12 protein-coding genes are annotated in these 15,383 nt (G+C 43.8%); 5 read left to right on the forward strand and 7 right to left on the reverse strand.

What is annotated here, in order from left to right; genetic code table 11:
• Positions 1-299 precede the first annotated feature (299 nt).
• Positions 300-743: an HIT family protein gene (locus JFC10_RS05460; protein ID WP_198332010.1), complete on the reverse strand. Its 444-nt coding sequence runs from the start codon at positions 741-743 to the stop codon at positions 300-302.
• Positions 744-972: 229 nt separating this feature from the next.
• Between JFC10_RS05460 and JFC10_RS05465 the strand changes: the two genes are divergently transcribed.
• From JFC10_RS05465 to JFC10_RS05475, 3 genes are all read left to right on the forward strand, one after another.
• Positions 973-1,767, forward strand: coding sequence for a hypothetical protein (locus tag JFC10_RS05465; RefSeq protein ID WP_198332011.1), 795 nt, complete (start codon positions 973-975; stop codon positions 1,765-1,767).
• A 205-nt stretch (positions 1,768-1,972) separates the two neighbouring features.
• Positions 1,973-3,859: a dihydroxy-acid dehydratase gene (ilvD, locus tag JFC10_RS05470; RefSeq protein WP_198332012.1), complete on the forward strand. Its 1,887-nt coding sequence runs from the start codon at positions 1,973-1,975 to the stop codon at positions 3,857-3,859.
• 247 nt (positions 3,860-4,106) lie between these two features.
• Positions 4,107-5,354 (forward strand): cation:proton antiporter, encoded by a 1,248-nt coding sequence (locus tag JFC10_RS05475; RefSeq protein WP_198332013.1) that lies wholly within the window; start codon positions 4,107-4,109, stop codon positions 5,352-5,354.
• A gap of 64 nt (positions 5,355-5,418) precedes the next feature.
• On the opposite strand, the gene JFC10_RS05480 is transcribed toward JFC10_RS05475, so the two are convergent.
• The 4 genes from JFC10_RS05480 to JFC10_RS05495 all read right to left on the reverse strand — a co-directional run bounded on the left by JFC10_RS05480 (position 5,419) and on the right by JFC10_RS05495 (position 10,273).
• Positions 5,419-6,822, reverse strand: a complete 1,404-nt coding sequence (locus JFC10_RS05480) for a serine hydrolase domain-containing protein (RefSeq protein WP_198332014.1) — start codon at positions 6,820-6,822, stop codon at positions 5,419-5,421.
• A 149-nt stretch (positions 6,823-6,971) separates the two neighbouring features.
• Entirely contained in the window at positions 6,972-7,544 is a 573-nt protein-coding gene (locus tag JFC10_RS05485; RefSeq protein ID WP_198332015.1) for a beta-lactamase hydrolase domain-containing protein, read from the reverse strand.
• A gap of 66 nt (positions 7,545-7,610) precedes the next feature.
• Positions 7,611-8,528 carry a MaoC family dehydratase gene (locus JFC10_RS05490; protein ID WP_198332016.1) on the reverse strand — a complete coding sequence of 306 codons (918 nt, stop codon included), beginning with the start codon at positions 8,526-8,528 and terminating at the stop codon, positions 7,611-7,613.
• 344 nt (positions 8,529-8,872) lie between these two features.
• Positions 8,873-10,273 (reverse strand): 3-oxoacyl-ACP reductase, encoded by a 1,401-nt coding sequence (locus tag JFC10_RS05495; RefSeq protein WP_198332017.1) that lies wholly within the window; start codon positions 10,271-10,273, stop codon positions 8,873-8,875.
• A gap of 583 nt (positions 10,274-10,856) precedes the next feature.
• Between JFC10_RS05495 and JFC10_RS05500 the strand changes: the two genes are divergently transcribed.
• Together JFC10_RS05500 and ppk2 are read left to right on the forward strand one after the other, a co-directional pair.
• Positions 10,857-12,401 carry an acetyl-CoA C-acetyltransferase gene (locus JFC10_RS05500; protein ID WP_198332018.1) on the forward strand — a complete coding sequence of 515 codons (1,545 nt, stop codon included), beginning with the start codon at positions 10,857-10,859 and terminating at the stop codon, positions 12,399-12,401.
• 185 nt (positions 12,402-12,586) lie between these two features.
• Positions 12,587-13,666, forward strand: a complete 1,080-nt coding sequence (ppk2, locus tag JFC10_RS05505; RefSeq protein ID WP_265089988.1) for a polyphosphate kinase 2 — start codon at positions 12,587-12,589, stop codon at positions 13,664-13,666.
• 139 nt (positions 13,667-13,805) lie between these two features.
• On the opposite strand, the gene JFC10_RS05510 is transcribed toward ppk2, so the two are convergent.
• A complete protein-coding gene (locus tag JFC10_RS05510) occupies positions 13,806-14,153 on the reverse strand; it encodes a PilZ domain-containing protein (protein WP_198332019.1) in 348 nt (115 codons plus the stop codon).
• A 55-nt stretch (positions 14,154-14,208) separates the two neighbouring features.
• Positions 14,209-15,345, reverse strand: coding sequence for a DNA polymerase III subunit delta' (locus JFC10_RS05515; RefSeq protein ID WP_198332020.1), 1,137 nt, complete (start codon positions 15,343-15,345; stop codon positions 14,209-14,211).
• Positions 15,346-15,383 lie beyond the last annotated feature (38 nt).

Here is a 15,383-nt window from a genome sequence, read left to right on the forward strand (position 1 = left end):
AAAACTGTCAATATAAAAAACGCCAAAGCAGCATAGCGGCGGTAATACCGACTGATGCTGAACGAATCGAGTATTGAGTGTTAAGTAAGCGTACTGTGTAACATAATCTTTGCCTAAACCCTAGAAAGAGCGCTTATTTATAACAATAACTTAACGATTCTTACACAATTATTACTGGGCAATAAAAAAGGCAACTTGTTAGTTGCCCTTCAATCTTATATGTCTTGCCAAGCTATCAACTTATGACTTAAACCTATAAATAGCTATGGACCTTCCAACCATAAAGTATGGTGCTGATATCATTCAGCACTAATTGCTGCAGCAAGTCGCTGCGCAATATCTGCAAGCTCCTTATGATCGGCTTGGGTTACAGCATGGCGGCCCAGCTCATGAATGCTCGATGGAATCAGGTGTACATGGTAATGAAATACTGTTTGACCCGCTTGCGCACCATTTAGTTGCATCTGAATAATACCTTCACGCCCAAACACTTGACGCTGTGCTTGCATGACTTTTTTAGACGTCATGAGCACGGCGGCGGCATATTCTGGCTCAAGGTCTGCTAAATCAATGGCTTTTTGCTTAGGTATGACTAATACATGACCTTCTGCTTGCGGCATGATATCCATAAAGGCAAGCGTTTTATCATCTTCATAGACTTTGTGATAGGGAATATCACCGTTTAGCATTTTGGCAAAGATATTGTTATCGTCATATGTGGTTTGCTCATTGATTTGGGTCATTATTTTGTCCTTTAATTGTTTGACTATTAGTTGCTCGATAGCTTTTAGAAGCGATTAGACACTCTGTAATTAATATAGTGGACGAAATGTCGTTTAAGCACAAGCGGCTATAGCACTCGTCATTAAAAACTGGCAATCTACAAGCTAATCGCAGTAGCTCACTAATTTGGTTGGCGAGTCAGGCGCTTTAGATGTTATATTAACCCCCTACTTTAACAATGCTATGTTTATGGATTCGTCTACTTTGCCGACTCAATCAAATATGAATGACATTTACAAAGAACCTACTCATGTGGCGCAAACATCTGCCACAGCTGACTCTGCGTTCAATAGTGAGCAAAAACCAAGTAGCGCTGAGACTGAAAATGAGACTCAAGCCCCTACTCAAAGCATTGAGCCTAACGCGCTCATTCTGGCTGAAGTACTGAGCGATAAGACGATTGGTTGGAAAATACACAATTGCAAAATCACTAAAAAGACGGTGACACAAGATTTGCCGCTACCGTTTTTATATCATTACGACAGTTTAAATGACGCGATTAAACTAGCAAATCCGCTCACACCCGCTCTACTATCACAGTTCAATACACCCATGAGCCCTCATGAAGCTGCCAAGCTCATTGGTATCAGCGAAGCACTAATAACCAGCCCTTGGCATGTCAAAATCATGGGGTCATTGGTGGTTTTTAGCGAGGCGCTGCAATTAGCCGTACGCTTGCATTGGACCAATACGGGTAAAGACACCCAACAACTTTATACCCAAAATGAAGCGGATGCTATCATAGCCGCTTTTAAAGATTGGCAGTTTTTTGGTCGTATCGATGTACTCTATAAAAACAATAAACAAGCCTTAGTCAGTATAAACGAACAAGCTGAAAGCAATGAGCAACTACTTCGTATTGAAGCAAACGCTGATTATCAGTGCTTGCCAGCGACTCATGCGTTAGTCGTTATTGCTAAATTGGAAGCGGATAAGACAGAGCTACCTTGGTTTGAGACGGCGATAGTAGAGCGCGTCGAATAACCCCTTATCTGCCAACTGTTTACGATGTTATGACTACTATTGACTTGGCATTATCAGTGAATGGTTTTCAGTGATTCATATCTAATGGTATGGTAACGACCTAGTATTATTCACTAGTCCTCGCATTTTATAAAAAGCACACTATCAATATTAAAATTGAGGGTGCACATTTTCACAAACCTCGCCTATTTGTAAGGAACATCACATGGATTATCGCTCAAAAACCTCTACTGGCGGCCGTAATATGGCAGGCGCGCGCGCATTATGGCGCGCAACTGGCATGACTGACGGCGACTTTGGCAAACCGATTATTGCCATTGCTAACTCTTTCACCCAGTTTGTACCTGGCCATGTGCATCTAAAAGACCTTGGACAACTGGTCGCACGTGAAATTGAACAAGCCGGCGGCGTTGCAAAAGAGTTCAATACTATTGCTGTCGATGATGGTATTGCGATGGGTCATAGCGGTATGTTGTATTCACTGCCGAGTCGCGACCTGATTGCTGACTCTGTCGAGTACATGGTCAATGCCCACTGTGCTGATGCGCTAGTATGTATCTCGAACTGCGATAAGATCACCCCGGGTATGCTAATGGCCGCGATGCGCCTGAATATTCCAGTGGTGTTTATTTCAGGTGGCCCAATGGAAGCGGGCAAGATTTTAGCCAGTACCGTTGGCAAGAGCCACAATACCGATAGTAGTGACAGCAGTGCCGTTCGTAAACTTGACCTCGTCGATGCGATGATGGATGCCGCGGATGACAGCATTAGCGATGAAGATGTGGCCGCCATTGAAGCCTCAGCCTGCCCTACTTGTGGTTCGTGCTCTGGTATGTTCACTGCTAACTCGATGAACTGTTTAACCGAAGCCTTAGGATTGGCCTTGCCGGGTAATGGCTCGTTACTCGCCACCCATTCGCTGCGTCGTGAGCTATTTTTAGAAGCGGGACGCACTATCGTCTCGCTTGCCAAACGTCGCTATGAGCAAGATGATGATTCGGTATTGCCGCGCTCAATCGCTAGCAAAGCGGCTTTTGAAAATGCGATGACATTAGATATCGCAATGGGTGGCTCAACCAATACTATTCTGCATTTATTGGCAGCAGCTAACGAAGCAGAAGTTGATTTTAAAATGTCAGACATTGATCGTCTAAGTCGCGGTGTGCCTTGCCTAGCAAAAGTCGCCCCTGCTTCACAAAAATACCATATGGAAGACGTGCATCGTGCCGGCGGTGTCTTTGCATTATTGGCCGAGCTTGATCGTGCGGGATTATTGAAAACTGACGTGCCGACTATCCATAGCGCGACGATGAAAGAAGCGATTGATAAGTGGGATATCATGAACTCTGATAATCATGAGGCACGCGCACGATATCTGGCAGCACCTGGTGGCGTACGCACCACTGAGGCATTTTCACAATCAAAAGAATGGTCAAACCTCGACGTCAACCGTGAGTCAGGCTGTATCCGTAGTGCCAAACACGCCTATTCTACAGATGGCGGATTGGCCGTACTATATGGCAATATCGCAGAGCGTGGCTGCGTGGTCAAAACCGCAGGCGTCGACGAGAGTATCTTAACCTTCACTGGTCGCGCGCGCTTATTTGAATCACAAGATGATGCCGTCGCTGCGGTATTGGCTGACAATATCGTTGCAGGTGATGTGGTCATTATCCGCTATGAAGGCCCTAAAGGTGGCCCTGGTATGCAAGAGATGCTATACCCAACGACTTACTTGAAGTCAAAAGGATTGGGTAAAGAGTGCGCCCTCCTCACCGATGGTCGCTTCTCTGGTGGGACATCAGGTCTTTCGATCGGTCACGCCAGTCCAGAAGCTGCTGAAGGCGGTGCCATTGGTCTGGTTGAAGAAGGCGATACCATCCATATCGATATTCCTAATCGTACTATTAACATGCAAGTCAGTGATGCCGATTTGGCTACTCGCCGCGAAGCCATGGAAGCTCGAGGCCGTGACGCGTGGAAGCCAGTCAGCCGTGATCGTCATGTGACCCCCGCTCTACGTGCTTATGCTGCTATGACCACCAGTGCAGATACCGGTGCTGTACGTGACGTGAGTCAAGTTGAGCGCTAAACCTTTAGCGATTAATGTTTAAATATACTTGTAGAAATCTATTAAGCCTGCGCTATGCAGGCTTTTTTTTCACCAAAAAACAACGCAGCTCTCGTTTTGATAACTATTTTTTTCGGTAATAATTCTTTTTTATCGTCATGATAAGGCATATTGTTGGCTCAACACTTACTATCAGTACCAATCATCAATATCAAAACCCACCCCCTTAAAACTAATCTCTTAAAATACAACGACGTGCGTAAACCTTATGATTGAAAACTACAATTTATTTTTATTAATCTGTGGTATCGCTTTTTTACTAGGGGCATTGTTTCCTATTATCTTTAAACGCACCTCCATCTCATTACCGATGCTACAAGTCAGCTTCGGTCTGATCATGGGGTATTGGTGGACATCCTTGTCGTTTTTGGATCCTATCAATAATGGCGTAATCATCGAAAAACTGACTGAGATTGTCATCTTGGTCTCATTGGTTGGTGCTGGTATCAAGATTGATACCGAGTTCTCTTGGCAGCTGTGGCGACCTACAATCAGGCTACTGCTCATCACCATGCCGATTGGCATTTTTGCGATGGCAGGCTTAGGTTATTACGCATTTGGCTTGAGTCTGGGCGCTGCTATTTTGCTTGGAGCAGTCTTGGCACCCACCGATCCTGTTCTAGCTTCTAGTATTCAAGTGGGGCCTCCTAATACAGGCAGAGAGGACACACCTCGCTTTACTTTAACCTCAGAGGCAGGGTTGAACGATGGACTGGCTTTTCCCTTTGTTTACTTGGCAATTAAAGTGGCGGAAGCTTTTAGTGAAGGACAAGCTTTTACTTACGAGATGCTGTGGTCATGGTTTACGCATGATGTCTTATGGAAAATTGGCGCAGGGGTATTGGTTGGTGTCCTGGTTGGAAAGGCTTTGGCCAAGGTCGTGTTCTCTAGACACACCCGTGAGACCACCATTTCGCAAGGATATGTGGTCATTGCCCTGACCTTAGTGGCATATGGTGTCGCAGAATATGTACACAGTTATGGGTTTATCGCCGTCTTTGTCGCTGCCTTTGCATTTCGGCGTTCAGAATGTGAGCACACTTATCATCAAAAACTGCACGACTTTGCTGAGCAATCAGAAGGCTTACTGATGTCATTAGTGCTAGTTATCTTTGGCATGTTCCTTGGTCAAGGTTTACAATCTGGGGTTGAGTTGACATGGCGTGTCTACATCGTAAGCTTTACCTTTTTACTACTCATACGTCCGATTGGCGGATTCATTGCCTTATCAGGACTCAACTTACCTCGCACCGAAAAATACGCAATCTCAGCGCTAGGTATTCGCGGTATTGGTACTTTGTACTATTTATCTTATGCGCTCAATCAAGGTTTCTTCGCTGAGGATGATGCGCTCAAGCTATGGATTGTCTGCTCGATTGTGATTCTAGCCTCAATTTTTATCCATGGTCTAAGCGCAACAAGGCTGCTTAAAATGACACCAAAAAAGCATCATTGATCATGTACACGGCAAATACATTTAATAAAATTAGTTCGCCTAAAGAACGAAAGAACCGTCTTGATCACAGCACCTCATCGACCCACTTCAAAACCGCTTCCGTCAGTGCAAACTGACGAATATCGTTGAGCATGGTGGTATCAAAGTTATGAATAAAAGCAAATGACAGTTGACGCGCAGGATCACACCAAGCAACTGAGCCGTTATATCCCATATGCCCAAACCCTGACAATGCCGGATCAACTCTCTTAGCGGTATTGCTCTTGTTACTGCATATACTAAACAACCTATGATAGCCCAATCGCCACTGCATGGGCGCGGGCATGACTGCATCTAGACCTGTAACTTGCGGTGTAGATAGTTGCTCAAAAGTAGCACTATCAATCAACGTTTGCCCTTTCCAGACACCACCGTTGGCTAACATCGCGTAAATAGTTGCCAGTGCTTGAGCCGAGGCAACGCCATTAGCAGCGGGAATGACTGCCTTTAATGTTTTCCGGTTATGATAATCAAGCGCTTGTTTGCCAGCAGGTATGAGCGCCGCCTTATAGTTTTTTAGATTAAGCTGACTGGTATTGAAGTACAAACGACTAATACGAGCCGTGTCCAATATCGGCAATTCGTTTTGTTCACCATCTTTGCTCGGGTCTACCATTTTGCTATCGACTAAGGCTTGCTGCTGCCAGCAAACATAGCTGGGCAGGCTAGCATAAGTACGTAAGGTACTTTGCGAGTCCGATTTTAGAGTCGGCTTTTGACGCTTGTTACGCAGTTGTACGCTGTCTTCATTTGACGCCTCAAAGTCTTTGGCCAGTTTTGCCACTTGGTTGACTTTGCTCTCTGGTACACCAAAATAACAACTGTCTGCAATGCCTAAAGGTTCAGTAAGATATTGGCGCAAAGCTTCGGCTAATGACATATGGCTCACGGCTTCTATCACACCGCCAAGTATCCAGCCGTATACCAGTGCACTATAAGCGCTGTCATATGATGCTGCATCTTCAGGAGGTGTGATAGGCATTGCCTCGATATTGCTCAGCATAGCGCGCCAATCGAGCACCGTATCACTGTCGGCTTCGATACTTTGAATTGAAAATAAATCAGCCTGATGTGACATGACGCGTCGTAAAGTGATTTGGTCTTTGTCTTTTGCAGCAAACTCTGGCCAGTAGTGAGCAATAGGGACATCATAATCAAGCATCTGCTGCGAAACCAACACATGCACTAGCGTTGCCAATACTCCTTTACCGGTAGAAAAGTTAATCGCTAGCGTATCAGGCTGCCATGACGTATCCAAACGTGCCATACCTATACTTGCCTGAGCAATACACTTCCCTGCCTGATATACAACCACAGCACCACCTGCTGGTGCATCATCAAGCTGTAAATCCATCAGTAATTGCTGTAAGCGTTGCTGAAAATCAATCCTCGTTGATGTATTAGAACTTTCTTTATTATGGTCCGTCATTGATACTTTTCTCCAGTGATATGAATTATTATAGTTTTAAGATGGTGTAAGTAAGCTGTAAAAATAGTTGAACCAGTATAAATGAATTATTGACCAATAAAAAAGGCCACCTATAGGTCGCCTTTTTACTCTTCAATCATAATGATACTTTATCGCGGTACTAGCAAACGATTATGCACTTCTTGTTCAAGCTTGGTCAGGCCGTGACTACGTCCACGCTCCATAGCAGTATCCATCTTACGTCCACGCAACCAGCCTGCCCGTAGCGCAATCGCAGCCCCAACTCTATTGCCAGATCCGCAATGCATGGCAATCTTTTTACCATGATACTGACGCAATATATTATCAAATGCCAGTATTTTAAGTTGCTTTAGCTCTGCAGCACCATTGATAGGCAGATGCTCATAGCTCATTCCTGCTCGCTCAACCGCTGCTGCTTCATCAAAGCTTAACTCATCGTCTGGCTGCAAATTAATCACCAACTCCACACCAGATTTTGCTAATGCGACAACTTTTTCGTCATCTAACGCACCGCATACAATAGTGTTGGCATCTGGACGAAAATACGGCTCAAAAAAAGCAGCCAAATCAACACCATTATCAGAATCGAAAATTTCATTGCCTAAAGTATCAGTGGCAAAGTTATCGTTGGCAGCTGCTGTATCAATAGATACTGAGCTATCAGCTTGATCGGTGCTTGTCGCATTGTTTTGTGAAGTCATAATGATAAATATGTTCGTTAAATATGGTTATTAAGATATAGGCTTTGAGACGCTATACAGTACTTGCTACTTGCTTTCGCTATTTAGTGTCACAACACCAGCCAAATGTGGCTTACTGTTTTTAGAGCTATACAGCCCAAAGTCACAGGTATCGCCTACATTGTTTAGCTGTTCTACTGGCTGAGCGATGAGCTCTACTTCAGCTGGCAAAAAGATAGGCAGTTTGAATGAGACATCGATGGTATAAGCATCAGGTAGCTCACCCATGAGAGCAAGACACTTAGCTTTTGACCACATACCATGCGCAATCGCTTTAGGGAAACCAAAGGCACGTGCTGATAGTGGATGCAAATGAATCAGGTTAAAGTCACCTGAAACAAAGGCATAACGGCGACCAATATCTTCTGGTACTTCAAAAATGCTATGTACGTCTTTTTTACCTACTTCTGGTTTAACGGCAACTGGACGCGGCGTGCTTTTTTTGTCTTTACTACTGCTAGATTTTTTGCTGCGTGCTAGATAAGTTGACGTACCTTCCCAAATCACTTCATTTTCTGATTTAACGGTAGTGACAAAATCAAATTGCTGACCTTGGGCATGGTCACGTAAATTATCAAAAGTGACCGACATTGCTACTGTCTCACGCTCACCGATAGGACGATGCTGCGTGACGCTATTGTCAACGTGTACCAGACCCAACATAGCAAATGGAAATGGCTCTTTGACCATCATATTCATCTGCAAAGTTTGCGATAGTACCGAGAAGTAAGTGGCTGGTATTTTGCCATCATCAGCAAATCCACAAATTTTACGATAGTCGTTCAGATTGTCCTGATCGATATGCAGATCATCGACGTAATAGGTGGCCTGCGGCAATTCATCTTTACCGACCTTACTACCGTTACCAATAGGTAATAAGCTTTTGACGATATTGGCATAGGTAGTGTGTGCTTTTGGCAACGCGTCATAATGGGTGTCTGACATAAGTAAATCCTAAGTGGGGCTTGAGCAAATTTTCTTGGTGCGCCTAAAGATGCTATAACGTGATTGGTTACAGCCTATAATTGAGCGATACCACTAATATTAGGCCTAAACTAGGCACAATTCATAGGCATGGTCTTAGACCATATAAGCAACTCTCACAGCAAAAAACAATTTGGCTAAGGGTTCTCTGTGTTTTTATCATAAAAAAGCCACCCTTGGGCAGCTTTATTACAATTTATCAGCAATTATTTCGTAAGCATATGTGAGAGAAGTCAAAAACGAAGAAAAACATCATAAAACTACCCTCTCATTATTCACCACATATGCTCATTGATAAATCGGTCTTATGCACCAAGTAAGCTTTGGCCACAGACGCGGACAGTGTTACCATTTAGGCCACCAGAAGCAGGTGAAGCCAACCATGCGATGGTCTCAGCCACGTCTACTGGTAAGCCGCCTTGGCTCATTGAGTTCATGCGGCGACCCGCTTCGCGAATAGCGAACGGAATGGCTTCAGTCATTTGTGTTTCGATGAATCCTGGTGCCACTGCATTAATTGTCATGCCTTTAGCATTGTCTTCTAACTGTTTTGCCGTAGCATTGACCAAGCCAATAACGCCTGCTTTAGAAGTCGCATAGTTGGTCTGACCCATGTTACCAGCGATACCTGAAATTGATGACACACAAACGATACGTGCATTGTCTTTTAATACGTCGTTGTCTAGCAAGTAGCGATTCAGCCTAGCAATACTACCTAGGTTAATATCAATAACCATGTCCCACTTCTTCTCGTCCATATTTGCCAATGTCTTATCACGAGTAACGCCAGCATTATGAATGATTGAATCGAGTCCGCCACGCTTTTGTGCGGCTTCGGCGATTTGTTTGCCAGCATCATCACTGGTGATATCAACGGTCAATACTGAGCCACTAATTTCGCTAGCCACTTTTTGTAGGTCTGCTTGCTGCTGCGGTACATCAAGGCAGATAACGTGGGCGCCTTCGCGAGCCAACACACGGGCAATTGCTTCACCAATACCGCGACTGGCACCAGTCACCAGCATGGTTTTGCCACCAAGAGGTTGTGTCCAATCGACATCGACATTACTACCTTTACTAACGCGTACGACTTGTCCTGAGACATAAGCTGAACGAGCTGAGGTGAAAAAGCGTAAAGTTGAATCTAGGTTTTGCTCTGCGCCTTCTTCAACATAGATAAGCTGTGCAGTAATACCGCGTTTGAATTCTTTACCAACAGACTTCACAAAGCCTTCAAGCGCTCGCTGAGCCAAAGCTGTATCAATGTCAGTAATATTTTCTGGTGTGCGGCCGATAATAATGACGCGACCAGACTTTTCTACACGACGAGCCACAGTATGGAAGAATTCGTACACTTCTTTTAATTGATCGGCATTGCTAATATTGCTTGCATCAAAAAGCAATACTTTAAATTTATCATCGCCGCCCGTATTGGCTTTTGCTTCAATGCCTGCATCAGCAAGGGCATCTTTGATATCATCACTGCTGTTTACATAAACATCAGCATGTACGTCTGACAAAATCCGCGCAACGGACTCACTGACGCTTTGATCATCACCTTTAGCACGACCAACCAATACACTACCACGTACTAAAGGCTCACCGCTTTCGAAGCGATCAAGGGTAACGGGTAACGGTAAACCCAAATTTTTGGCCACTTTTTTGCCAATAGAAGACTGAACAAAATCACCATAACGGTCTGACATAATATAATCCCTATAACGAACGGTTAGAATAATAATAATAAAAAATGTAATGTGCCTATTATATAGACTCAATAACCTCATCATTATTGATATTTAGTAAATGAGTCTAAAGCTGGCCTAACTATACACTGCCAGCTTAAACAAGTCCAAAAACCGATAATGTCTACAACAATCTGTAAACAAGCCAGTATACAAGACGGTCACTTTTTCTGGATTTAAAAATCACCGCATTGTGCTAAAATCAGACCTATAAGTTATAGCAAATACAATTATTGATAACAATATATTATCAAATCTATCGTTATGCAATGCCAATAATCGATACTAGCCAGTCTACGAAAGTCATATTGATGTCTTTCAAAGCCAATACCGACCTTAGATAAGCGTCACATAGTTTGCCAAAGATATACAGTAAGGTCGTAAAAATGCCTTATCGTAAACAGCTATGCTGCGTAATAAGTGATAACATTTGCTTCTTGTTTATTTTCGATTATTGAGTTTTCTAATTTAACCATTTTTATTATTAGCTTTATTATTGTTAGCCTCCTTTTTTCTTCTACCCATATTTTTTAAGGATAATATTATGAGTAATAAAAACAATCACCCTGATAGCCCTGTTGTTGAAAGCACAGTCGTAAAAGCCACTGCCCCAAAATCTACTGATAATAAATCAGACAGCACCAAAACAGAAACGCCTGCTAAAAAAGTTAAAAGTACGACAGCCACAGATACATCTAATAATAAAGAGTCTTCTAACAAAACAGAAGCGAACAATAAAGTAGCAGCTTCTACTACGAAAAAGCCAGCATCTGCTGCCAAAAAAACCAGTAAAACCAAAGCTGTTGCCGGTCAAAACCGCGTGGCTATCTTAGGTGGTAACCGTATTCCATTTGCACGCTCGAACGGTTCATACGCTGATGTTAGTAACACCGACATGTTGACAGCAGCGTTAGATGGCTTGATTGAACGTTATAATCTACAAGACGAAGTGTTGGGCGAAGTGGTTGCTGGTGCTGTTATGAAGCTAAGCCGCGATATCAACTTGACTCGTGAAGCAACATTGAACACAGCACTGAACCCACACACGCCAACTTATGATATCTCACAAGCTTGCGGTACTGGCTTGCAAGCGACCTTTGCTTCTGCCAACAAGATCGCACTTGGACTTATTGATTCAGCCATCACTGGCGGCGTAGATACAACCTCTGACGCACCGATCGCGATTGGTGATGGTCTACGTAAAGTACTCATCAAACTGGGCGCGGCTAAAAACAATAAACAGCGCCTAAAAGCGCTAATGGGTCTAAATCCAAAAGACTTAATCGATTCACCACAAAATGGCGAGCCACGTACTGGTTTATCAATGGGTGACCATCAGGCCATCACCACACTTGAGTGGAATATCAGCCGTGAAGCACAAGATGAGCTTGCTTTTAACAGCCATCAGAACCTAGCGCGCGCTTATGATGAAGGGTTCTTCGATGACCTAATCACTCCATACAAAGGTCTAACGCGCGATAACAACTTGCGTCCTGATACTACTTTAGAAAAACTGGCTAAATTAAAGCCTGTGTTTGGTAAAAAGAATGCCAACCCAACGATGACAGCAGCCAACTCTACACCGCTAACGGATGGCGCTTCTTGTGTCCTATTAGGAACCGATGAGTGGGCAAAAGAGCGTGGTCTTAAGCCATTGGCTTATATCGTTCATCAAGAAACAGCAGCGGTAGATTTCATCGGAAAATCTGGCACCACAGAAGGGCTATTAATGGCACCTGCTTATGCCGTACCACGTATGCTTGAACGCGCTGGCCTGACACTACAAGATTTCGATTTTTATGAAATTCATGAAGCCTTTGCATCACAAGTGTTATCAACACTAGCCGCTTGGGAAGATGAGACATTCTGTGAAGAGCGTCTAGGACTAGATGCACCACTAGGTTCTATCGATCGTAGTAAGCTAAACGTGAATGGTTCATCGTTGGCTGCGGGCCATCCTTTTGCAGCAACGGGCGGTCGTATCCTAGCCACTGCAGCCAAGCTTTTGGATCAAAAAGGCTCAGGTCGCGCACTTATCTCTATCTGTGCAGCGGGTGGTCAGGGCGTTACTTGTATCTTAGAGAAATAAGTTTGATGACTTTTAGGTTAAAAAGACACGCTGACTTATTATTTTAATCAGCATATATGTGTCAATAAAAAATGCCCTTTAATTTATTTAAAGGGCATTTTTTATTGTCTGTACTTTGTTATGATAGAAATGACCTAGATAACAGCCTCTCAAAAAAGCCGATACGCCACACAAAGGTAATATTTATGGGTAAGACAAAAGTTTTATTAAAAAAAATGAGGCAAGTCATTTTTGGCTCTGAAAAATTGGTGATGACAGCACCCCTCACAACCACTGATTTTCAATCTCTAACGACTAAGGAGGATTTAGATCGGTACAATCAGGAACAAGCCCTCCTCTCTGAACGCATCGAAAAAGATATTCTTGACGATGAACTGCGTCGAAAAATGCACCAAGACTTAATCGATACCTATGATGAAGAACTAGAAAATGAAATAGATGATTATGCACGTGACTTTCGTTTTAACGGACGTGAGATAAGCGAGCAAGAAAAACTGGATCGGCGCACTTACTTCCATGAATTGGTACGCCTACAGCGAGAACTTATAAAACTGCAAGATTGGGTGGTTGATCGCGGTGAGCGCATCGTCGTTATCTTTGAAGGGCGGGATTCTGCTGGTAAAGGTGGCGCTATCAAACGCATTACCCAGCGACTAAATCCGCGAGTTTGCCGTGTTGCAGCCTTACCTGCCCCAACGGAACGCGAGCAAACACAATGGTATTTTCAGCGCTATGTCGCGCATTTACCAGCAGCAGGTGAGATCGTATTGTTTGATCGTAGCTGGTATAACCGCGGCGGGGTTGAGCACGTGATGGGCTTTTGTACCGATGCACAATATGAAGAGTTTTTTCAGTCGGTGCCTGAGTTTGAACGCATGCTAGTACGATCAGGCATTCGCTTAGTAAAATATTGGTTTTCTATTACTGATGATGAGCAACATGCGCGCTTTATGAGTCGAATATATGACCCACTTAAACAGTGGAAGCTCTCACCGATGGATTTACAATCACGCCGGCGGTGGGAAGATTACACCAAAGCAAAAGAAACCATGTTTGAACGCACTCATATCCCTGAAGCGCCATGGTGGGTAGTTGAGGGCAATAACAAGAAGCGCGCAAGGCTAAACTGTATTGCGCATTTACTCGAACAAATCCCTTATAAAGAAATACCTCGTGACGAAGTTGAGCTACCCAACCGCAAACGCGATGACGAATACTACCGTGAACCTATCCCAGATGATATGTATGTGCCACCGCGTTATTAAAATGTATGGTGGCTTTACTTAGTCTTATGCTCATTATAAAAAAGCCGCCTTATCGATATATAAAGCGGCTTTTTCCACACTGTTTATTTAGTAATAGTTGTCTAACACTTATCAAAACCATTACAAGTACCATTAATAATTACATGGTATACGTAGACTGCAAACCGTCTATTTTACCCGCCAATAACCGCTCAACTTCGTTTTTAATTCTTTGACCTGCAATATCAGTTCCAATCTGTACAGCAAAACCTGCCGGTCGACCACCTTGAGTTTTAGAATTGATCCAAACCACTTTACCATTCATGGGTAAACGCTCGCTAGAATTGGGTAAAGTGATGGCGATAAATACTTCGTTACCTAGCTGCTGAGCCTGATTGGATGACACAAATAATGCGCCATTACTGACAAAGGACAAGTAGCTGGCATATAACATTTCGATATTTTCAATATGGCAGGTTAATATCCCGCCGCGTCCTGGCATGGCCATAGTCAGCTTCCTTCATTAAGTTTGGTATTTTTATTTGCTATTAAGGCGGATTTTCTTATAAGCAAGCCAATTCTTGCATTAGCTTATCATAGGCAAATTTTTCTTGCACATTTTGTTGCAGAGCGATTTTTGTCTGCTGTAAGCTACTAGAAAAAAGCGCTAAGCCATTATTATCAGGTGGATGCTTTTCTAATACAGCGGATAGATTGACGTCTTTTTGAAGCTCATTAAGCCCTAAGCAAACACGGCGCATATCAAGTAGCATCAGCTCAGACAGCTGAATAAATTCTGTGATACTCAGTTGGTTTTGCCAATAGTCACTGGCTGCCACACTACTACGTTTACCACTACGCAATGCCTGCCACGTCGTCAACCATAGCGCACGTTTGCTGTACCATGGAGCTTGTGCCATGGCTATCGCTGCCAAAGGTGCGCCATTTGCCAATTGGATAAGCTGCTCAATCGCAGCCGTACCGACTGCTTCACGATTGACCGTAGAGCCAAGCGCCCGTGTCACATAGTCAACGGCGATCATAGGCTGAATGGTCTGCAATGGCAGCTGCTGCACCCGACTTTTAATGGTGGGCAGTAATTGCGCAGGAGTATCACTGATCAAAAATAAATGGACTTGAGCTTGTGGTTCTTCTAAGGTCTTGAGTAGCGCATTAGCCGCGGCAATCGTCATTTGCTCTGCATGGTCTAACACACAGATACGCATACCTTGACCACCTTGGTAGATAAAAGGCTGCAAGTTACGAATATCATCCACTTTAATCTTAAGAGCACTATTACTGGCTGTTTTGGGTGATTTTTTATCTTTTGCAGCGTTACTTAATTTCTCTTTATTATCAGCATTGTCTGCACTGATTGGCATACTGATCAGTGGCAATACCTGTAAGCTTGGATGCGTACCAGATCTTAGCCACTGGCAACTTTCACATGCGCCGCAAGCCCCTGTTGGATGACTGTCACGCTCACGGCATAACAGCCAAGCGACCAAACGCCATACAAAAGCCCGCTTGCCCATACCCTGCATACCGGCGGCTAATAGCGCATGTGGCAAAGATTGCTGTGATGTCAAAACTCGCTTGGTCAATTGCAACCACAGATTTTGCTGCCATGGCAATAACGCTGCAAAATAAATGTGGTCTGTGGTATCCATTGTGCCTGTATTTTGCGTCTTATCACTCATAGCTAACGTCCTATAACTTCGCTTGATTATTCAGGATA

Source organism: Psychrobacter aquimaris (assembly GCF_016107525.1).
In the GTDB taxonomy this organism is placed as follows: domain Bacteria; phylum Pseudomonadota; class Gammaproteobacteria; order Pseudomonadales; family Moraxellaceae; genus Psychrobacter; species Psychrobacter aquimaris.